This window comes from Pantoea sp. VS1 (assembly GCF_002207995.1).
Lineage (GTDB): Bacteria > Pseudomonadota > Gammaproteobacteria > Enterobacterales > Enterobacteriaceae > Pantoea > Pantoea dispersa.
The window spans coordinates 251,012-270,310 of the sequence record NZ_NHZE01000004.1 but is presented as its reverse complement, the minus strand read 5'-3'; the positions used below and the strand labels follow the sequence as shown (position 1 = coordinate 270,310).

Below are 19,299 nucleotides of genomic sequence, written 5' to 3'. Positions count from 1 at the left end.
GGGCAGGTTATCCAATGAAATTCAGTGAACTCTGGTTACGCGAATGGGTAAATCCAGCCCTGGACAGCGCCGCGCTGTCTGAGCAAATCACCATGGCCGGTCTGGAAGTCGACGGCGTCGACCCGGTGGCAGGCGCGTTTCATGGCGTCGTGGTGGGTGAAGTAGTGGAGTGCGGCCAGCACCCGAACGCCGACAAACTGCGCGTCACCAAAATCAACGTCGGTGGCGATCGCCTGCTGGAAATCGTCTGCGGCGCACCAAACTGCCGTCAGGGCCTGAAAGTGGCGGTGGCGACCGTTGGTGCCGTGCTGCCAGGCGATTTCAAAATCAAAGCGGCAAAACTGCGCGGTGAGCCGTCAGAAGGCATGCTGTGCTCGTTCTCCGAGCTGGGGATTTCTGACGATCACAACGGTATTATCGAGCTGCCAGCCGATGCGCCGGTGGGCACCGATATTCGCCAGTACCTGCAGCTGGATGACAACACCATCGAAATCAGCGTGACGCCGAACCGTGCCGACTGCCTGGGCATCATCGGTATCGCGCGTGACGTGGCGGTGATTAATGGCCTGCCGCTGCAGGCGCCGGTTATCGAGCCGGTTAAAGCCACCATTAGCGACACCTTCCCGATTCGCGTTGACGCCACCGATGCCTGTCCGCGCTACCTGGGCCGCGTGGTAAAAGGCGTAAACGTGAAAGCTGAAACGCCGCTGTGGATGCGCGAAAAACTGCGCCGCTGCGGTATCCGCTCGATCGATCCGGTGGTGGATATCACTAACTACGTGCTGCTGGAGCTCGGCCAGCCGATGCACGCCTTCGATCTCGACCGCATTGACGGCGGTATCGTGGTGCGCATGGCGAAAGAGGGGGAAACCCTGACGCTGCTCGACGGCAGCGAAGCGACCCTCCACAGCGATACGCTGGTGATTGCTGATCACCACAAAGCGCTGGCGATGGGTGGCATCTTCGGCGGTGAGCACTCCGGCGTCAACGAAGCGACGCAGAACGTGCTCTTTGAGTGCGCGTTCTTCGATCCGCTGGCGATCACCGGTCGTGCGCGTCGTCATGGTCTGCATACCGATGCTTCCCACCGCTACGAGCGCGGTGTCGATCCAGCGCTGCAGCATAAGGCGCTGGAGCGCGCCACTCAGCTGCTGCTGGCGATTTGCGGCGGCGAAGCCGGACCGGTTATCGATCAGACCGATGCCAGCAAACTGCCGGCGCGCGCCACCATTACGCTGCGCCGTGAGAAGCTGGACCGCCTGATTGGCCACGTCATTGCGGATGAGCAGGTGACCGATATCCTGACCCGTCTCGGCTGTGACGTCACCGTCGGCAACGGCGAATGGCAGGCCGTCGCCCCGAGCTGGCGCTTCGATATGGCCATCGAAGAAGACCTGGTCGAAGAAGTGGCGCGCGTATACGGCTACAACAATATTCCGGATGTGCCGGTGAAAGCCAGCCTGCTGATGACCCAGCACCGTGAAGCCGATCTGTCGCTGAAGCGTGCCAAAAACCTGCTGGTGGATAAAGGCTATCAGGAAGCGATTACCTACAGCTTTGTCGATCCGAAAGTGCAGCAGCTGCTGCATCCGGGCGAAGAAGCGCTGATTCTGCCCAGCCCGATTTCCAGCGATATGTCGGCGATGCGCCTGTCGCTGTGGACCGGTCTGCTCGGCGCCGTGGTGTATAACCAGAACCGTCAGCAGAGCCGCGTGCGCCTGTTTGAGAGCGGTTTACGCTTTGTGCCTGATACGCAGGCCGATCTCGGCATCCGTCAGGATCTTATGCTGGCGGGCGTGCTGAGCGGTAACCGCTACGAAGAGCACTGGGATCTGGCGCGCCAGACGGTTGACTTCTATGATTTGAAAGGCGATTTAGAGTCGCTGCTGGATTTGACCGGTAAACTCGACGCGATTTCGTTCCGTGCAGAAGCCAATCCGGCGCTGCATCCGGGACAGAGTGCAGGCATTTATTTAGCCGGCGAACGAATCGGATTTATCGGGGTGGTTCATCCGGAGCTGGAACGTAAGCTGGATCTTAACGGCCGCACCTTAGTGTTTGAACTGCTTTGGAATAAGGTCGCAGACCGCGTCCTGCCTGACGCGCGCGAGATCTCACGCTTCCCGGCAAACCGCCGTGACATCGCTGTGGTAGTGGCTGAAAATGTGCCCGCAGCAGATATCATCGCGGAGTGTAAGAAAGTTGGCGTAAATCAGGTAGTTGGCGTAAACTTGTTTGACGTGTACCGTGGTAAGGGCGTAAACGAGGGTGAAAAGAGCCTCGCGATTAGCCTGATTTTGCAGGATACCAGCCGGACACTCGAAGAAGAGGAGATTGCTGCGACCGTTGCCAAATGCGTTGCAGCATTAAAAGAGCGATTCCAGGCAACCTTGAGGGATTGAACCTATGGCGCTTACAAAAGCTGAAATGTCAGAGTACCTGTTTGAAAAACTCGGGTTGAGCAAACGCGATGCCAAAGAGTTGGTAGAGCTTTTTTTCGAAGAAGTTCGCCGCGCGTTGGAAAACGGAGAACAGGTAAAACTGTCCGGATTTGGTAATTTTGATCTGCGTGACAAAAACCAGCGTCCGGGCCGTAACCCGAAGACGGGGGAAGATATTCCAATCACCGCCCGCCGCGTGGTGACATTCCGTCCGGGGCAGAAGTTGAAAAGTCGCGTGGAGAATGCGTCACCCAAGGATGCTGACTGATTTCAGTATGACAAAAAGGCCGCTCAGCGGCCTTTTTTATGCGCGCAATCCCGGCAGCACGCTGCAGGCGCGGCTTTCTTTTTAGCGTAATCTCTCTACAATCAAATCTCTGTTTTCTCAGCCAATCTTACTTATGACTCTGCTGGATCAGCTGGCCCAACAGGCCGACCGTCGCAGCCGGCGCTGGCTCGGCGCGCTTACTGCCGCAGTGCTGCTGCTGCTGGTGCTCAGTCTGTGCACGGGCGACAGCTGGATTTCTCCGCTGCAATGGTTTTCTGCCAGCGGCGATCTGTTCGTCTGGCAGCTGCGCCTGCCGCGCACCCTGGCGGTGCTGCTGGTGGGCGCGGCGCTGGCAGTCTGCGGCGTGGTGATGCAGGCGCTGTTCAACAATCCGCTGGCGGAGCCCGGGCTGCTGGGCGTATCGAACGGCGCCGGCATCGGCCTGGTACTGGCGGTGCTACTGGGTAACGGCGCACTGTGGAGCCTGGCACTGGCAGCGATGGCGGGCGCGCTGCTGATCACGCTGATCCTGCTGCATTTTGCCCATCGTCAGCTGTCGGCCAGCCGTCTGCTGCTGACCGGCGTGGCGCTCGGCATTATCTGTAGCGCCATCATGACGTGGGCGGTGTACTTTAGCACCAGCCTCGATCTGCGCCAGCTGATGTACTGGATGATGGGCGGCTTTAGCGGTATCGACTGGCGCTACGGCTGGATGATGCTGGCGCTGCTGCCGGTGACGCTGGCGCTGCTGGCCAGCGCCCGGACGCTTAATCTGCTGGCGCTGGGGGAGGTGTCGGCGCGTCAGCTCGGCCTGCCACTGCTGCTGTGGCGTAATCTGCTGGTGCTGGCGATGGGCTGGCTGGTGGGCGTCAGCGTGGCGATGGCCGGTGCGATTGGATTTGTCGGACTGGTTATCCCCCATCTGCTGCGCCTCAGCGGCCTGAGCGATCATCGCTACCTGCTGCCGGCCGCGGCGCTGGCGGGCGCGGCGGTACTGCTGGCGGCGGACATTCTGGCACGGCTGGTGCTTACCTCGGCCGAGCTGCCAATTGGGGTGGTCACTGCCACGCTCGGCGCGCCGCTGTTTATCATGTTATTAGTGAAGTCTTCGCGCTAGCTGCGGCTGGCACAGTGCAATCAACAACGGGAATCGACGATGAGCCTTTATCAGACAGAACTGGTTACGCTGGACGGTGAAAAAACCACGCTGGCACAGTATCAGGGCAAGGTGCTGCTGGTGGTTAACGTAGCATCAAAATGCGGCCTGACGCCGCAGTATGAACAGCTGGAGTCGCTGCAGAAGGCCTGGCAGGACAAAGATTTCAGCGTGCTGGGCTTCCCCTGCAATCAGTTTCTTGAGCAGGAACCGGGCAGCAACGAAGAGATCAAAACCTTCTGCAGCACCACGTACGGCGTAACCTTCCCGCTGTTCGACAAAACGGAGGTTAACGGCGAGCAGCGTCATCCGCTGTACCGTCAGCTGGTCGCCGCGCAGCCGGAAGCCGAACGCCCGGCAGGCAGCGGTTTCCTTGAGCGCATGGAGAGCAAAGGCCGCGCGCCGAAAGCGCCGGGCGATATCCTGTGGAATTTCGAAAAGTTCCTCATCAACAAACAGGGTGAGGTGATTGCGCGCTTCTCGCCGGACATGACGCCGGACGATCCGATCATTCTGAAGCGCATTGAGCAGGCACTGGCGGCGTAATGCTGCTGCAGTGCCACGACCTGCGCGTGCCCGGACGGCTGAGCGCGGGGGAGCTGACGCTCTGCCGCGGTGAGCGCGTGCACGTGGTCGGCCCTAACGGCGCCGGGAAGAGCACGCTGCTGACCGCGCTCGCTGGCCTGCTCGACGCCGAAGGGCAGCTGACGCTGGCCGGCCAGCCGCTGCGAAGCTGGTCGGGTGCCGCACTGGCGCAGCAGCGCGCCTGGCTCCCGCAGCAGCAGCCGGCACCTGCGGCACTGCCGGTGTGGCACTATCTGCGGCTGCACAGCCCGCCGGGCGGCGATAACGCGCAGGCGACGCTCACTGACCTGCTGCTGCAGCTTGGCTTGCAGGATAAGCTGACGCGTCCGCTGGCGCAGCTCTCCGGCGGTGAGTGGCAGCGGGTGCGCCTGGCGGCGGTGGTACTGCAGATCCATCCGGCAATTAATCCGCGCGGTGCGTTACTGATTCTGGATGAGCCGCTCACCGCGCTCGACATCGCACAGCAGCGCGCGGTGGATAAGCTGCTGTTGCAGCTCAGCGAGGCCGGCATCGCCATTGTCGCCAGCGGACACGATCTCAACCACAGCCTGCGCCATGCCGACCGCGTCTGGCTGATGCATCAGGGCCGCGTAGTCAGTCAGGGCGGGGCGCGCGAGGTGCTGACCGCCGAGCGGCTGGCACCGCTTTATCAGGCCGAATTCGTGCAGCTGGAGACGCCACAGGGGCCGCTGCTTTATCTTCCCTGACTTGCGCGCCGCGCCGCTTTGTCGCTACAGTGTCAGCCGGACGACGTTTTTAAGGACTATTCTGATGCGGCTGACCCTGTTTCTCCTCGTGTTGCTGCTGGCGGGCTGTAGCCATCATGCGCCGCCGCCCAACGGCCGTCTGTCTGACTCCATCACCGTAATTGCGCAACTCAACGATCAGCTCAGCCGCTGGCGCGGTACACCTTATCGCTATGGCGGGTTAAGCCGCGGTGGCGTGGATTGCTCGGGTTTTGTCTACCTGACCTTTCGTGACCGCTTTGACCTGCAGCTGCCGCGCTCAACGATTGATCAGACTGATATCGGTACGCGCATCGATAAAAGCGATCTGCTGCCCGGCGACCTGGTATTTTTCAAAACCGGCAGCGGCGAAAATGGCCTGCACGTGGGCATCTATGACACCGACAATACCTTCATTCACGCCTCCACCAGTCAGGGCGTGATCCGCTCCTCGCTGGATAATGTTTACTGGCGCAAAGTATTCTGGCAGGCGCGTCGCATCTAATCCGCTTAACCCATTAGTGTTAAAAAAAGGCGTAATAAACAGATGGATTTTGATCCGATTTATTTGTTTTTTTTCTGCCAGATATAACTCTCATTTAAAATGGCACTTTACCGCAATCGGGTTTGCGACTAAAAATAGACGTCAGTGAATTTAATCAGTATGGACATTAACCTGGATCATTTGGCTTAAGTATTATTTGATGCAAAAAAGTCGGTAATTAGACAGAAAACGGCGTCTCTTCTAACGTTTGGTCCTATTGCCTGACCGTTTTCATTGATATACGATGCGCCAATTGCCACTGCATCTGGCTGTAAAAAATGAAAGTCCATTTATCTGCCGACTATCAGTCGGAAACCTGGTTTTATCCTGCCTATTCTCTGGCGGGCCAGCTGACTGCGGTTGAGCTGGTCACCCAGTTTGTTCACGACAGTGCGCCGATTACGCTGCCGCAGGACTTGCTGTTGCCGCAGCTTGACGATGCCCAGCAATTACGTTTGCTGCAGAGCCAGTTAGTGCTGCTGGAAAAGTACCGTGACTTTTTTGAGTTACATCAAATTATCGCGCTGGTTCGTATTGATGAATCTATGGCCACGACGCTATTGGCCAGTGAGTTTCTCTTAAGGAAATTTAAACAACTTCCCTTTATTGTTTTGGATATCAGTGAAACGTTTCCGCAATTATCGGCTGGCAAAAAGCAGCCGCTGTTAGCACGCCTGCAACAGGAATTTCGCTTATCGCTTTCTCAATTTGGGGCAGGAAAAGCACCGGCTACGGCAGTATACGAAAATCTGTTTAGCGTGTTAAAAATGGACAAAGCGTTTATTCAGGCGCTGGCGAAACGTGCCTCATTTACGCCATTTATTCAGACTGTTATCGATAATTTTTCCGCTTACGCCCCGCAAATAATTATTTGTGGCGTTGACGATAATGCCCTGCTGGAGAAAGTCAGTTCCCTGAGCGGCGCACAGCTGCAGGGCAGCCTGTTCCCGGTGGTTAAAGCGGAACGGTTAAGCGATCTCATCTATCCGCACGTCACGCTCACCACGCCTTCACAGCAGTAACCTTTCATCTGTCTTCTCCGTCACCCCGACGGTAGACTACGCTTTATCTTTAAACGCAATGCGGGTGGCGCACCGTTGCGCACCTTCCGGAGTGTCGATGCAATTTATTAATAGCTGGCAGCAGACGTTGCCGGGATTCTACACCGCGCTGGACCCAACGCCGCTTGCTGGCGGGCGGCTGTGTTATCACAATGGCCCGCTGGCGCAGGAGATGGGCCTGGATGCCGCGCTGTTTGCTGGCAAAGGCCATGGCGTGTGGTATGGCGCAGCGTTACTTCCCGGCATGTCGCCGCTGGCGCAGGTCTACAGCGGGCACCAGTTTGGCGTGTGGGCTGGCCAGCTGGGCGACGGACGCGGTCTGCTGCTGGGCGAACAGCAACTGGCCGACGGCCGCAAACGTGACTGGCATCTGAAAGGCGCGGGCCTGACCCCCTATTCACGCATGGGCGATGGCCGCGCGGTGATCCGCTCCAGCGTGCGCGAGTTTCTCGCCTCGGAAGCACTGCACCATCTTGGCATCCCGACCACGCGCGCGCTGGCGCTGGCCATTGGCGACGAACCGGTCCAGCGTGAAACCCGCGAGCGCGGCGCGATGCTGATGCGCATCGCCGACAGCCATCTGCGTTTTGGTCACTTCGAGCATTTCTATTACGGCGGTGAGCCGGAGAAAGTGCGCCAGCTGGCGGACTACGCGATTCATCATCACTGGCCGCAGCTGGAGCAGGAGGCCGATCGCTACCTGTTGTGGTTTACCGATATCGTCAAACGCACCGCCAGCCTGATTGCGCAATGGCAGAGCGTCGGCTTCGCGCATGGCGTGATGAATACCGATAATATGTCGATCCTCGGCCTGACGCTCGATTACGGGCCTTACGGTTTCCTTGATGACTACGATGCGGATTTCATCTGTAATCATAGCGATTATCAGGGGCGCTACGCCTTCAGCAACCAGCCGATGATCGGCTTGTGGAATCTTAACCGCCTGGCGCATGCGCTGTCCGGCTTGCTGAGCACTGAGCAGTTGAAACAGGCGCTCAGCCATTACGAGAGCGAGCTGATGCGGGTGTGGGGCGAGAAAATGCGCGCGAAGCTCGGGCTGCTGACCGCCGATGCGGGGGATAACGCCATTCTCACTGACCTGCTGGCACTGATGACGGCAGAGCACAGCGATTACACCCTGACGTTCCGCCTGCTGAGCGAGACGCAGCAGGCAGAGACGCGTTCACCGCTGCGCGATGAGTTTATCGACCGTGACGCCTTCGACCGCTGGTATCACGGCTATCGCCAGCGCCTGCTGCAGGATGGCGTCAGCGATGCGCAGCGTCAGGCAGTCATGAAAGCGGCTAACCCGGCGCTGGTGTTGCGCAACTATCTGGCCCAGCAGGTGATCGATGAGGTTGAGCAGGGGGAAACGGCGGCGCTGGCCAGATTACATCTGGCGCTGCAGCAGCCGTTTAACGAGGCGGCCATCAGTCCGGAACTGCGCCAGCGGCCGCCGGAGTGGGGAAAAACGCTGGAGGTAAGCTGCTCCAGCTAGCAGGCATCAGAAGCGGCTGTCCACGGCAGCCGCCAGCAGCGCCAGCACCTCCGCGCTATCATCCCAGCCGAGGCACGGATCGGTAATCGACTGGCCGTAGGTCAGCGGCTGGCCGCTCACCACTTTCTGATTCCCCTCCTGCAGGAAACTCTCAATCATCACTCCCGCCACTGCCCGCGAACCGGCCCGGATCTGCGCCGCCACGTCCTGCGCCACATCGCGCTGGCGGCGATGCTGCTTCAGGCAGTTGCCGTGGCTGAAGTCGATCACCAGTTGTTCCGGCAGGTTGAAGTCGCGCAGGTTGGCGGCCGCAGCGGCGACATCTTCAGCGTGATAGTTCGGCTGACGCCCGCCGCGCAGGATCACGTGACCGTGCGGGTTGCCGCTGGTCTGATAAATCGTCATCTGCCCGGTTTTGTCAGGTGACAGGAACATATGGCTGACGCGCGCGGCGCGAATCGCATCAACCGCGATCTGCACGTTGCCGTCGGTGCCATTCTTGAAGCCCACCGGGCAGGAGAGCGCCGAGGCCATTTCACGGTGAATCTGGCTCTCGGTGGTGCGCGCGCCAATCGCGCCCCAGCTGATCAGGTCGGCAATAAACTGGCCGATCACCATATCGAGAAATTCCGTGGCGGTTGGCATGCCGATGGCGTTGATATCCAGCAGCAGCTGGCGCGCGATAGCGATGCCGCGGTTGACGTCGAAGCTGCCATCGAGATCCGGATCGGAAATCAGACCCTTCCAGCCGACCACGGTGCGCGGCTTCTCAAAGTAGGCACGCATCACAATTTCCAGCCGGTCCTTGTGCTGTTCACGCAGCAGATTGAGACGCTCTGCGTACTCCAGCGCGGCCTTCGGATCGTGCAGCGAGCAGGGGCCGATAATCACCAGCAGGCGTGGATCTTCACCGGTCAGGATGCGCGCGATGCGCTGACGCGCGGCGGTAACGTTAGCGGCAATCGCCGCCGAAATGGGGTGTTGTTGCGCCAGCGCGGCCGGCGTCAGCAGCGTGCCGATGCGCGCGGTGCGCAGTTCATCAGTTTTGTTCATTGGGATTCTCAAAAATCTGTTCTTCGCAGCGGTGAAATACCGGGAAGTGATGATGATCACAATAAACCATTAGCCCGTGAATTCAACCAGCTAAATCAAAAGGCTATTCATTACTGACGGCAGCCAGGCTTTACAACCTGGCAGGTGAGGTCAGTACATGCTGCGGCGCAGGCCCATGATGTCGAGGATTTTGGTGGCGATCTCTTCGACAGAGTAATTGGTGCTGTTGAGATAGCGAATCTGATGGGTGCGGAACAGCGCTTCCACTTCACCGACCTCCAGCCGGCACTGACGCATCGACGCATAACGGGTATTTTCAGCGCGCTCCTGACGAATCGCCGCCAGCCGTTCCGGATCGATGGTCAGGCCAAACAGCTTGTGCTGATGGGCGCGCAGCGCAGGCGGCAGCTTTAGGTTATCCATGTCATCAGCGATGAACGGATAGTTAGCCGCGCGGACGCCAAACTGCATCGCCAGGTACAGGCTGGTCGGGGTTTTGCCGCAGCGCGATACCCCCAGCAGAATCACCTGCGCATCTTCCAGCCCGCGCAGCGAAATACCGTCATCGTGCGCCAGGGTGTAATCAATCGCGGCGATACGGGCATCGTATTTGCCTAAGTTACTGGCAGTCAGGCCGTGGGTGCGGTGCGCCACCGGCATCGAGGCCACGCCCAGTTCACTCTGCAGCGGTGCCACCAGCGCCTGCACGATGTCCTGGCAGAAGCCTTCGCTCTCCAGAATGATGTCGCGCACCTCGGGTGTGACAATCGAGAAAAACACCAGCGGGCGCACGCCGCTCTGCTGGTAGAGCGCATTAATCTGGGCTTTCACCGCCTGGGCGCGCTGCACGTTCTCTACGAACGGCAGCGTCACGCTGTTGGTATTCACCGGAAACTGTGACAGCACCGCGTGGCCCAGCACTTCCGCGGTGATGGCGGTGCCGTCAGAGATATAGAATACGCTGCGTTCAGTGCTCATGGTTGACCTCATGCTTTTGTTTACTTTTGCGTAACATTATCGCCTAAAATATTTCATTTTCACTAAGGGTAAAATGAAATATCCATATCTGGCCGGCGAATAATCTATTTTTTACGCTGCGCTGATTACCCATCATAGATGAAATGCCAGGTTATTCAGCGCTAATTTCTCGCTTTTGCCCGCGCGGGCGCAAAATAAAAACGGCAAGCGTTGCGCAACAAAAAACGCGGCTAACCTCATGAAAAAGTGAAAAATATCGTATTGCCAACAGGTTGGCAAAAAATAGCTGCGTTGCGCAACAAGGCGCTTTTCGGGGAGTAATCCGATTTTAACGCTGATTTTCTGCTTTAACGATTCAACACTTAGTCTTTATTAATTGATTGTGCCAGGCTGATTTGGCGAATAGCAAAATGTTCCATGTGCTCCAATCATTTAAAAGGATAATCTCAATGTCCAATCAAGACCAACAGTCGCTAGTGCTCTGGTACAACCAGCTTGGCATGCATGATGTTGATCGGGTAGGGGGCAAGAATGCTTCCCTGGGAGAAATGATTACCAATTTGTCGTCGCTCGGGGTATCCGTGCCAAACGGCTACGCGACGACATCTTACGCTTTTAATCAGTTTCTCGACCAAAGCGGACTGAACCAGCGTATTTATGCATTGCTGGACAACACGGATATTGATGATGTTGCAGCGCTGGCGCAGGCCGGCAAACAGATTCGTCAATGGGTGGTGGATACGCCTTTTCAGCCAGAGCTGGAAGCGGCGATCCGCAGCGCCTATGAACAACTTTCTGCTGATGACGCCGAAGCCTCCTTTGCGGTGCGCTCTTCGGCCACCGCCGAGGATATGCCCGATGCCTCGTTTGCCGGCCAGCAGGAAACGTTCCTGAACGTGCAGGGCTTCGACGCGGTGCTGGTGGCCGTGAAGCACGTATTCGCCTCGCTGTTTAACGATCGCGCCATTTCATACCGCGTGCATCAGGGCTACGACCACCGTGGCGTGGCGCTCTCGGCCGGTGTACAGCGCATGGTACGTTCCGATCTCGCCTCCTCCGGCGTGATGTTCACCATTGATACCGAATCCGGCTTCGACCAGGTGGTGTTTATCACCTCGGCGTTCGGTCTTGGCGAAATGGTGGTGCAGGGCGCGGTCAACCCGGATGAGTTTTACGTGCACAAACCGACGCTGGCCGCTAATCGCCCGGCGATTGTGCGCCGTACCCTGGGCTCGAAGAAGATCCGCATGGTGTATGCCGATTCGCAGGAGCACGGCGAACAGGTGCGCATTGAGGACGTGGAACAGGAACAGCGAGACCGCTTTAGCCTGACCGATGACGAAGTGCAGGCGCTGGCGCGCCAGGCGGTGCTGATTGAGCAGCACTATCAGCGTCCGATGGATATTGAGTGGGCCAAAGATGGCCACACCGGCAAACTGTTCATCGTGCAGGCGCGGCCGGAAACGGTGCGTTCCAACGGACAGGTGATGGAACGCTACAGCCTGCAGGGCAAAGGCAGCGTGCTGGTGGAAGGCCGGGCCATCGGCCATCGCATCGGTGCGGGTGAAGTGAAGGTGATTCACGACATCAGCGAGATGCACCGCATCGAGAAAGGCGATGTGCTGGTCACCGACATGACCGACCCGGACTGGGAACCGATCATGAAGAAGGCGTCGGCGATCGTCACCAACCGTGGCGGCCGGACCTGTCACGCGGCAATCATTGCACGCGAGCTGGGCATTCCGGCGGTGGTGGGCTGTGGTGACGCCACCGAGCACCTGAAGGACGGTCATAAGGTCACGGTGTCATGCGCTGAAGGCGATACCGGCTATGTGTATAACGATCTGCTGGACTTTGAAGTTACCAGTTCGCAGGTTGATACCATGCCGGATCTGCCGCTGAAAATTATGATGAACGTCGGTAACCCGGATCGCGCGTTTGACTTTGCCTGCCTGCCAAATGAAGGCGTTGGGCTGGCACGTCTGGAGTTCATCATTAACCGCATGATTGGCGTGCACCCGAAAGCCCTGCTGGAGTTTGATCAGCAGACACCGGAACTGCAGGCGCAGATTGGTCAGATGATGAAAGGCTTTGACGATCCGGTGGAGTTCTACATCGCGCGCCTGACCGAAGGGATCGCCACGCTGGGCGCGGCATTTGCGCCGAAGCGGGTGATTGTGCGGTTGTCGGATTTCAAAACCAATGAGTATGCCAACCTGGTCGGCGGCGAGCGTTACGAGCCGGAAGAGGAAAACCCGATGCTGGGCTTCCGCGGCGCCGGACGCTACGTGGCGGACAGCTTCCGCGACTGCTTTGCGCTGGAGTGTGAAGCCGTGAAGCGCGTGCGCAACGACATGGGGCTAACCAACGTTGAGATCATGGTGCCGTTTGTACGCACCGTCGATCAGGCCGAGGCTGTGGTGGCCGAGCTGGCGAAGCAGGGCCTGAAACGCGGCGAGAATGGACTGAAGGTGATCATGATGTGTGAGATCCCGTCCAACGCGCTGCTGGCAGAGCAGTTCCTGCAGCACTTTGACGGCTTCTCTATCGGCTCCAACGACATGACGCAGCTGGCGCTGGGGCTGGATCGCGACTCCGGCGTGGTGTCGGCGCTGTTTGATGAGCGCAACGATGCGGTGAAGGCGCTGCTGTCGATGTCGATTCAGGCGGCGAAGAAGCAGGGCAAATACGTCGGCATCTGCGGCCAGGGGCCTTCCGATCATCAGGACTTTGCTGCCTGGCTGATGGAGCAGGGCATCGACAGCCTGTCGCTCAACCCGGATACCGTGGTGGAAACCTGGCTGAGCCTGGCTGAGCTGGACGCGGCCAAAGCGTAATCTGTTATACCTGCCTGGTGCCCGGCAACCGTCGGGCACCTGTCCCTTTTCCCATCCCACTTTTCAAAATATAAGATTGCCATAAACCCAGCGCTGACGGCGTTCGCCGCCGGGCCGCTCTGTTTATCGCTGAATTGCAGGCAAAAAAAAGCCCATCACAGGGGATGGGCAAAGACTACACACAGCAATTCTTCACTTTACTCAGGGGAAAAAGGTTGTTTAAAAATCAGTGGCTTGATTTAAAACATAGTGAACATGTTATTCACCGCCGCCGCTGGCGTCTTTAAGAATCCTCTTATTAGTTTAAAGCTGATAATCTTTCATTACGTTTTATCACCCATCCGGCACAGGAATCAGTGCGAAAAATAATCATTTTATCGGTGCGATCGGGCTTAAACGCTGAAAAGTGCGTTTTTTCTTAAAAATCACTAATGGAAAAAATTATTGTGCCGCGAAATTAAGTGGTACGGATTAATGAGTGTTAACCACGGCTGACTAATGCAAATCGCGCTGGGAGCAGAGAGGGAAAAGCGGATAAGCAAACCGGGCTGAGCGCCCGGTTATGCGCCGGAAGCGCGTTACGGCTGCGGCTCTTCGTGTTCAGCCAGTGCTTCGATGGCCGTTTCCGGATCGTCATCCGGTGCCGGCGCTTCATGCATCCACACCGAAACCAGCCGGTAAGAGACCGCCAGCACGACCGGACCGATAAACAGTCCAATCATACCGAAGGCGATCAGCCCGCCGATGACGCCGGAAAGTATCAGAATCATCGGTAAATCGGCGCCCATGCGAATCAGCATCGGACGCAGCACGTTATCCAGCGTGCCGACCACGCAGCTCCACACCAGCAGCACCGTGCCCCAGGTGGTGTCGCCGCTCCAGTAGAGCCAGATAATTGCCGGCACCAGCACAATCAACGGTCCAAGCTGCACCAGGCAGGTAAGAATCATTAATACGGTCAGTAGCGTGGCATACGGTATGCCGGAAATCGCCAGGCCGATGCCGCCCAGCACGCCCTGCACCAGCGCGGTCACCACCACGCCGAGCGCCACGGCCCGGATCGCCTGACCGGCCAGCAGCACGGCGGCGTCACCGCGCCGTCCGCCCATGCGGTAGGCAAAGTGCCGGATGCCGAGACCAACCTGCTCACCGCGCCAGTACAGCAGCACGCTGAACAGCAGCATCAGGGCAAGGTGCAGCATGAAACGGCCAAAGTGTCCGGCCTGGGCGACAAAGAAGCCGGTGGTGCGGCCAATATAAGGCTGCACCTGGCTCATGATCGCCGCGCCGCCGCCGTCGATCAGTTTATGGTAGCTGGAATAGAGTTTGCGTCCGGCATAGGGAATATCGCGCAGCCAGGCGAGATCCGGCAGCACCAGATGGCGCTGGGTCGCCCAGGCGATGACCGGCGCGCTGTTATCAATCAGGCTGCTGACCAGCAGCGCGATAGGAATAATAAACAGCAGCAACAGCAGAATCGTCATGGCAATCACCGCCAGCGAACGGCGACCCCACAGCAGTTGCTGCAGACGAATCATCAGCGGCCAGGTGGCAATCACCACCATGCTGGCCCAGGCGAAGCCGAGAATGAACGGCTGCACCACCCACAGACAGGCAATGATCATCAGCAAAATAAACATCAGCGAGAACAACATTTGCGGTAGATCCACACCGCGTTGCAGGCTTTTCATCACAACACAGACCTCAGTAATCCTTCAGGAGGGCGCTCCGCGGCGCCTTCACAATGATGATCTATTTCCTGAAAATTAAACAGAAAAAGCAGCGCGACGCGGCCGTTTTCCTGAAAAAACAGCGGGCGGCAAAAAAATGTGATACAACCAAGAGCTGAAAAAAATTAACCACGCAAACGTTTACAACATCCCGGTCACGAAATAATGATCCCACAGATTTCTCAGGCGCCAGGCCTCGTTCAACTGGTGCTAACATTCCTGCAGTCGCTGAAAGAACAAGGTTTTACCGGCGACACCGCGACCAGCTATGCCGACCGCCTCACGCTCTCCACCGATAACAGCATCTATCAGCTCCTGCCCGATGCGGCGCTGTTTCCGCGTTCAACGGCGGACGTGGCGCTGATCGCCCGACTGGCTGGTGAGCCGCGTTTCAACAGCCTGGTGTTTACCCCGCGCGGCGGCGGCACCGGTACTAACGGGCAGTCGCTCAATCAGGGTATTGTGGTCGACATGTCGCGCTACATGAACCGCATCCTTGAGATCAACACCGAGCAGGGCTGGGTGCGGGTAGAAGCCGGCGTGGTGAAGGACCAGCTCAACGCCTGGCTCAGGCCGTACGGCTTTTTCTTCTCTCCGGAGCTGTCGACCAGTAACCGCGCCACGCTGGGCGGCATGATCAATACCGATGCCTCCGGTCAGGGATCGCTGGTGTATGGCAAAACCTCCGATCACGTCGAAGGCCTGCGTGCCGTGCTGCTGGGCGGCGAAATTCTTGATACGCGCGCCATGCCCACCGCGCTGGCGGAACAGCTGGCCACGACGCCGACCGCTGAAGGGCGCATCTACAAAGAAGTGCTTAACCGCTGCCGCGACCAGCGTGAACTGATTCTGGCAAAATTCCCCAAACTGAATCGCTTCCTCACCGGTTATGACCTGCGCCATGTGTTCAGTGATGATTTGCAAACTTTCGACCTGACGCGCCTGTTATGCGGCGCCGAAGGCACGCTGGCCTTTATCACCGAAGCCCGGTTGGATATCACACCCATCCCCAAAGTGCGCCGGCTGGTGAACATTAAGTACGATTCATTCGATTCCGCACTGCGTAATGCGTCTTTTATGGTCGAGGCGCAGGCCCTGTCGGTGGAGACGGTGGATTCGAAAGTGCTGAACCTGGCGCGCGAGGATATTGTCTGGCATTCGGTCAGCGAGCTGATCACCGATGTGCCAGGCAAAGAGATGCTCGGCCTGAATATTGTCGAGTTTGCCGGCGACGATGCGGCGCTGATTGCGCAGCAGGTGGCGACGCTGTGCGCGCGGCTGGATGAGCTGATGGCGCAGCAGCAAGGCGGCGTGATGGGCTATCAGCTGTGTGATGATCTGGCGGGCATTGAGCGCATCTATAACATGCGTAAAAAAGCGGTGGGTCTGCTTGGCAACGCCAAAGGGCGCGCCAAACCGATTCCGTTCGTGGAAGACACCGCCGTGCCGCCGGAGCATCTGGCGGATTACATTGTGGATTTTCGTGCGCTGCTCGACAGCCACGGCCTGAGCTACGGCATGTTTGGTCACGTGGATGCCGGCGTGCTGCACGTGCGTCCGGCGCTGGACATGTGCGATCCGCAGCAGGAGAGGCTGATGAAGCAGATCTCGGACGAAGTGGTGGCGCTTACCGCGCGCTACGGCGGTCTGCTGTGGGGCGAGCACGGCAAAGGCTTCCGCGCCCAGTACAGTCCGGCGTTCTTTGGCGAAACGCTGTTTAATGAGCTGCGTCGCATCAAAGCGGCGTTCGATCCGGATAACCGTCTCAACCCCGGCAAAATCTGTACGCCGCTGGGTAACGACGAACCCATGATGCAGGTCGATGCGGCCACGCGCGGCAGCTGGGATCGCCAGATTCCGCTGACGGTACGCAATGACTGGCGCGGCGCGATGGAGTGTAACGGCAACGGACTGTGCTTCAACTTTGACGTGCGCAGCCCGATGTGCCCGTCGATGAAAATCACCCGCAATCGTATCCATTCGCCAAAAGGACGCGCCACGCTGACGCGTGAGTGGCTGCGCCTGCTGGCGGAGCAGGGCGTTGACCCGCTTGAGCTGGAGCAGGCCTTGCCAGCACAGGGCGCCAGCCTGCGCAGTCTGATTCAGCGCACGCGCAATTCGTGGCATGCGAAGCAGGGCGAATATGACTTCTCGCATGAAGTGAAAGAGGCGATGTCCGGCTGCCTGGCGTGTAAAGCCTGCTCGACGCAGTGCCCGATTAAAATCGATGTGCCGAACTTCCGCTCGCGCTTCCTGCAGCTTTATCACACCCGCTATCTGCGCCCGGTCAGCGACCATCTGGTGGCGTCGGTTGAAAGCTATGCGCCGCTGATGGCGAAAGCACCGCGGGTGTTCAACTTCTTCCTGAAACAGCCGTGGATGCGCGACCTCAGCCAGCGCCACATCGGCATGGTGGATCTGCCGCTGCTCTCCTCGCCGAGCCTGAAGCAGCAGCTGAGCGGCCACCCGGCGATGCGGGTCACGATGGAGCAACTGGAGGCGATGGATGCGGCCCAGCGCGAACAGCACGTGCTGGTGGTGCAGGATCCGTTTACCAGCTATTACGAAGCGCAGCTGGTGACCGATTTCATCCGGCTGATTGAAAAACTCGGCTACCGGCCGGTGCTGCTGCCGTTCTCTCCTAACGGGAAAGCGCAGCACGTGAAAGGTTTTCTGCAGCGCTTTGCCCGCACCGCCGGCAAAACCGCTGAATTCCTCAATCGGGTGGCGCAGCTCGGTGTGCCGATGGTCGGTGTCGATCCGGCTACGGTATTGTGCTATCGCGACGAATATCAGCAGGTGCTGGGCGAGCAGCGCGGCGCGTTCAGTGTGCAGCTGGTGCATGAATGGCTGCACGGCGTGCTGGCCGGGCGCGAGGAGCAGATCGCCAGCGGCGAAGCCTGGTATCTGTTTGCCCACTGCACCGAGGTCACGGCGCTGCCGTCGACGCCCAATCAGTGGCAGGCTATTTTTGCCCGCTTTGGCGCGAAGCTGGAGAACATCAACGTGGGCTGCTGTGGCATGGCCGGCACTTATGGTCACGAGAGTAAAAACCTGGCGAACTCGCTGGGCATTTATGAACTGTCGTGGCATCCGCAACTGCAGAAGCTGCCGCGTCAGCGCTGTCTGGCGACCGGCTTCTCCTGCCGCAGCCAGGTGAAACGCGCCGAGGGCAACGGTATGCGCCATCCGCTACAGGCTTTGCTGGAATTGATGTAAACAAATTGTAGGAGCCGTCACAAAGCTGGATTAGAATATCCAGCCTGCGTGGCGGACGAAATCACTTTGCAGGCGGGTCGCCTGGTCCCAGTCGCCGCTGAGCGCCAGTTGATGACACAAACGGGTCAGCGACAGGCGCGCCAGCTGGTAAGCCTGAATACGGAACAGGCGATCGCGATCGGCATTGCCCATCTCCTGCACTAAGCGGTGGTGCAGCTTGCCCATCGCGTGCAGGTAGCTGTGATCGTCGCCGTTCAGCTGGCAGATTTCGGCCATGTCGAGACAGGTATCGTTAAAACGACGTAATTGTTCAATGGAACAATCGGTGCGGTTGAGCTTTGCCTGAGCCAGATAGAAGTCGACGGTGATATCGCGGACCGAAAACTTATATTCGTCGATTTTGTGTTGTAACCAGGCTGAGACGGAAAGCGTCATGTCGCCACCCAAAGTAGGTTAATGATAATCATTATCATATTAAACCGCGCCAGGAATGCAATTCCCGCCGTGAAATTTTATTGATTTCCTTTGCCTGTTACAAAAATCGGCAATAACAATCTCTTTACATTCAGCAAAGGCGTAACCTATCAATCAGAGCATAAACGTAAAAAGCGAACTGGAAAATTTACGGCTTATGAACAGGTTACGTTCTGACTGCGCGCGCGGGAATGGCGCGCACAAGCTGGTGGGAAGGGACTATGCTTAATAAAGCAGCAGTAAAAAACAGCACGAGATGATTATCCCTGCAAAACAAGAGGTTGAAGTGATATCTGATATCACTACCATAGGGGGATAGCCTGAAAAGGCCCAGACTTACGAGGTAGCACTATGTCATCAGTAAATGCAGCGTCTTTTTCACCTGACGAATTCGTCTGGAAAGGGCTCACGCTGACCGAGTCGGCAGCGAAACAGATTCTCAGCCTGGTGGAACAGGACCCGGAAGTTAAGGGCCTGAAACTGGGTGTGAAACAGTCCGGCTGTGCCGGTTTTGGGTACGTTATGGACCTGGTGAAAGCGCCTGCCGATGACGACCTGCAGTTCGAGCAATATGGCGCAAAACTGTTTGTGCCGCTTCAGGCGATGCCGTTTGTTGACGGTACCGAGCTGGATTATGTCCGCGAAGGCCTGAACCAGATTTTTAAATTCAACAACCCTAAAGCTCAGCACGCCTGCGGGTGCGGTGAAAGCTTTGGCGTCGAGTAAGTGA

15 protein-coding genes and 1 other RNA gene are annotated in these 19,299 nt (G+C 58.1%); 11 read left to right on the top strand and 5 right to left on the bottom strand.

Annotated elements, in window-relative coordinates:
* The first annotated feature begins 14 nt into the window (after positions 1-14).
* From pheT to CBW22_RS01850, 8 genes are all read left to right on the top strand, one after another.
* Positions 15-2,402: a phenylalanine--tRNA ligase subunit beta gene (gene pheT, locus CBW22_RS01885; protein ID WP_088515867.1), complete on the top strand. Its 2,388-nt coding sequence runs from the start codon at positions 15-17 to the stop codon at positions 2,400-2,402.
* Between the two features lie 4 nt (positions 2,403-2,406).
* Positions 2,407-2,709: an integration host factor subunit alpha gene (gene ihfA / locus CBW22_RS01880; RefSeq protein WP_021506246.1), complete on the top strand. Its 303-nt coding sequence runs from the start codon at positions 2,407-2,409 to the stop codon at positions 2,707-2,709.
* Between the two features lie 133 nt (positions 2,710-2,842).
* Positions 2,843-3,826 carry a vitamin B12 ABC transporter permease BtuC gene (gene btuC, locus CBW22_RS01875; RefSeq protein ID WP_021506244.1) on the top strand — a complete coding sequence of 328 codons (984 nt, stop codon included), beginning with the start codon at positions 2,843-2,845 and terminating at the stop codon, positions 3,824-3,826.
* 39 nt (positions 3,827-3,865) lie between these two features.
* Positions 3,866-4,411, top strand: a complete 546-nt coding sequence (locus tag CBW22_RS01870) for a glutathione peroxidase (protein WP_058769691.1) — start codon at positions 3,866-3,868, stop codon at positions 4,409-4,411.
* Positions 4,411-5,157, top strand: a complete 747-nt coding sequence (btuD, locus tag CBW22_RS01865) for a vitamin B12 ABC transporter ATP-binding protein BtuD (protein ID WP_088515866.1) — start codon at positions 4,411-4,413, stop codon at positions 5,155-5,157. Before CBW22_RS01870 ends, btuD begins: the two co-directional genes overlap by 1 nt.
* 64 nt (positions 5,158-5,221) lie before the next feature.
* On the top strand, positions 5,222-5,680 hold the full coding sequence (locus CBW22_RS01860; protein ID WP_021506241.1) for an NlpC/P60 family protein: 459 nt from the start codon (positions 5,222-5,224) through the stop codon (positions 5,678-5,680).
* Between the two features lie 317 nt (positions 5,681-5,997).
* On the top strand, positions 5,998-6,741 hold the full coding sequence (locus tag CBW22_RS01855; protein ID WP_058757677.1) for an EAL domain-containing protein: 744 nt from the start codon (positions 5,998-6,000) through the stop codon (positions 6,739-6,741).
* Positions 6,742-6,838: 97 nt separating this feature from the next.
* On the top strand, positions 6,839-8,278 hold the full coding sequence (locus tag CBW22_RS01850) for a protein adenylyltransferase SelO (protein WP_088515865.1): 1,440 nt from the start codon (positions 6,839-6,841) through the stop codon (positions 8,276-8,278).
* A gap of 6 nt (positions 8,279-8,284) precedes the next feature.
* On the opposite strand, the gene CBW22_RS01845 is transcribed toward CBW22_RS01850, so the two are convergent.
* Both CBW22_RS01845 and ppsR read right to left on the bottom strand, forming a co-directional pair.
* On the bottom strand, positions 8,285-9,331 hold the full coding sequence (locus tag CBW22_RS01845; RefSeq protein WP_021506238.1) for a 3-deoxy-7-phosphoheptulonate synthase: 1,047 nt from the start codon (positions 9,329-9,331) through the stop codon (positions 8,285-8,287).
* A 150-nt stretch (positions 9,332-9,481) separates the two neighbouring features.
* Entirely contained in the window at positions 9,482-10,309 is an 828-nt protein-coding gene (ppsR, locus tag CBW22_RS01840; protein WP_021506237.1) for a posphoenolpyruvate synthetase regulatory kinase/phosphorylase PpsR, read from the bottom strand.
* A gap of 449 nt (positions 10,310-10,758) precedes the next feature.
* Here ppsR and ppsA point away from each other — a divergent pair, with 449 nt between their 5' ends.
* Positions 10,759-13,146, top strand: coding sequence for a phosphoenolpyruvate synthase (gene ppsA / locus CBW22_RS01835; RefSeq protein ID WP_088515864.1), 2,388 nt, complete (start codon positions 10,759-10,761; stop codon positions 13,144-13,146).
* 140 nt (positions 13,147-13,286) lie between these two features.
* On the opposite strand, the gene rprA is transcribed toward ppsA, so the two are convergent.
* Positions 13,287-13,394: antisense sRNA RprA (gene rprA, locus CBW22_RS01830), an RNA gene on the bottom strand.
* Positions 13,395-13,724: 330 nt separating this feature from the next.
* Entirely contained in the window at positions 13,725-14,837 is a 1,113-nt protein-coding gene (gene ydiK, locus CBW22_RS01825) for an AI-2E family transporter YdiK (protein WP_021506235.1), read from the bottom strand.
* A 204-nt stretch (positions 14,838-15,041) separates the two neighbouring features.
* Between ydiK and ydiJ the strand changes: the two genes are divergently transcribed.
* Positions 15,042-18,095: a D-2-hydroxyglutarate dehydrogenase YdiJ gene (ydiJ, locus tag CBW22_RS01820; RefSeq protein ID WP_088515863.1), complete on the top strand. Its 3,054-nt coding sequence runs from the start codon at positions 15,042-15,044 to the stop codon at positions 18,093-18,095.
* Between the two features lie 30 nt (positions 18,096-18,125).
* On the opposite strand, the gene CBW22_RS01815 is transcribed toward ydiJ, so the two are convergent.
* Positions 18,126-18,530 carry a hypothetical protein gene (locus CBW22_RS01815; protein WP_021506233.1) on the bottom strand — a complete coding sequence of 135 codons (405 nt, stop codon included), beginning with the start codon at positions 18,528-18,530 and terminating at the stop codon, positions 18,126-18,128.
* Between the two features lie 390 nt (positions 18,531-18,920).
* Between CBW22_RS01815 and sufA the strand changes: the two genes are divergently transcribed.
* A complete protein-coding gene (gene sufA / locus CBW22_RS01810; protein WP_010616252.1) occupies positions 18,921-19,295 on the top strand; it encodes a Fe-S cluster assembly scaffold SufA in 375 nt (124 codons plus the stop codon).
* Positions 19,296-19,299 lie beyond the last annotated feature (4 nt).

Excerpts from the sequence above, each read along its gene's own strand:
- ydiK (WP_021506235.1), bottom strand. The coding sequence starts at position 14,837 with ATGAAAAGCCTGCAACGCGGTGTGGATCTACCGCAAATGTTGTTCTCG.
- btuD (WP_088515866.1), top strand. The coding sequence starts at position 4,411 with ATGCTGCTGCAGTGCCACGACCTGCGCGTGCCCGGACGGCTGAGCGCG.
- CBW22_RS01860 (WP_021506241.1), top strand. The coding sequence starts at position 5,222 with ATGCGGCTGACCCTGTTTCTCCTCGTGTTGCTGCTGGCGGGCTGTAGC.
- CBW22_RS01855 (WP_058757677.1), top strand. The coding sequence starts at position 5,998 with ATGAAAGTCCATTTATCTGCCGACTATCAGTCGGAAACCTGGTTTTAT.
- ydiJ (WP_088515863.1), top strand. The coding sequence starts at position 15,042 with ATGATCCCACAGATTTCTCAGGCGCCAGGCCTCGTTCAACTGGTGCTA.
- CBW22_RS01815 (WP_021506233.1), bottom strand. The coding sequence starts at position 18,530 with ATGACGCTTTCCGTCTCAGCCTGGTTACAACACAAAATCGACGAATAT.
- CBW22_RS01845 (WP_021506238.1), bottom strand. The coding sequence starts at position 9,331 with ATGAACAAAACTGATGAACTGCGCACCGCGCGCATCGGCACGCTGCTG.
- btuC (WP_021506244.1), top strand. The coding sequence starts at position 2,843 with ATGACTCTGCTGGATCAGCTGGCCCAACAGGCCGACCGTCGCAGCCGG.
- pheT (WP_088515867.1), top strand. The coding sequence starts at position 15 with ATGAAATTCAGTGAACTCTGGTTACGCGAATGGGTAAATCCAGCCCTG.
- CBW22_RS01850 (WP_088515865.1), top strand. The coding sequence starts at position 6,839 with ATGCAATTTATTAATAGCTGGCAGCAGACGTTGCCGGGATTCTACACC.
- ppsR (WP_021506237.1), bottom strand. The coding sequence starts at position 10,309 with ATGAGCACTGAACGCAGCGTATTCTATATCTCTGACGGCACCGCCATC.
- ihfA (WP_021506246.1), top strand. The coding sequence starts at position 2,407 with ATGGCGCTTACAAAAGCTGAAATGTCAGAGTACCTGTTTGAAAAACTC.
- ppsA (WP_088515864.1), top strand. The coding sequence starts at position 10,759 with ATGTCCAATCAAGACCAACAGTCGCTAGTGCTCTGGTACAACCAGCTT.
- sufA (WP_010616252.1), top strand. The coding sequence starts at position 18,921 with ATGTCATCAGTAAATGCAGCGTCTTTTTCACCTGACGAATTCGTCTGG.
- CBW22_RS01870 (WP_058769691.1), top strand. The coding sequence starts at position 3,866 with ATGAGCCTTTATCAGACAGAACTGGTTACGCTGGACGGTGAAAAAACC.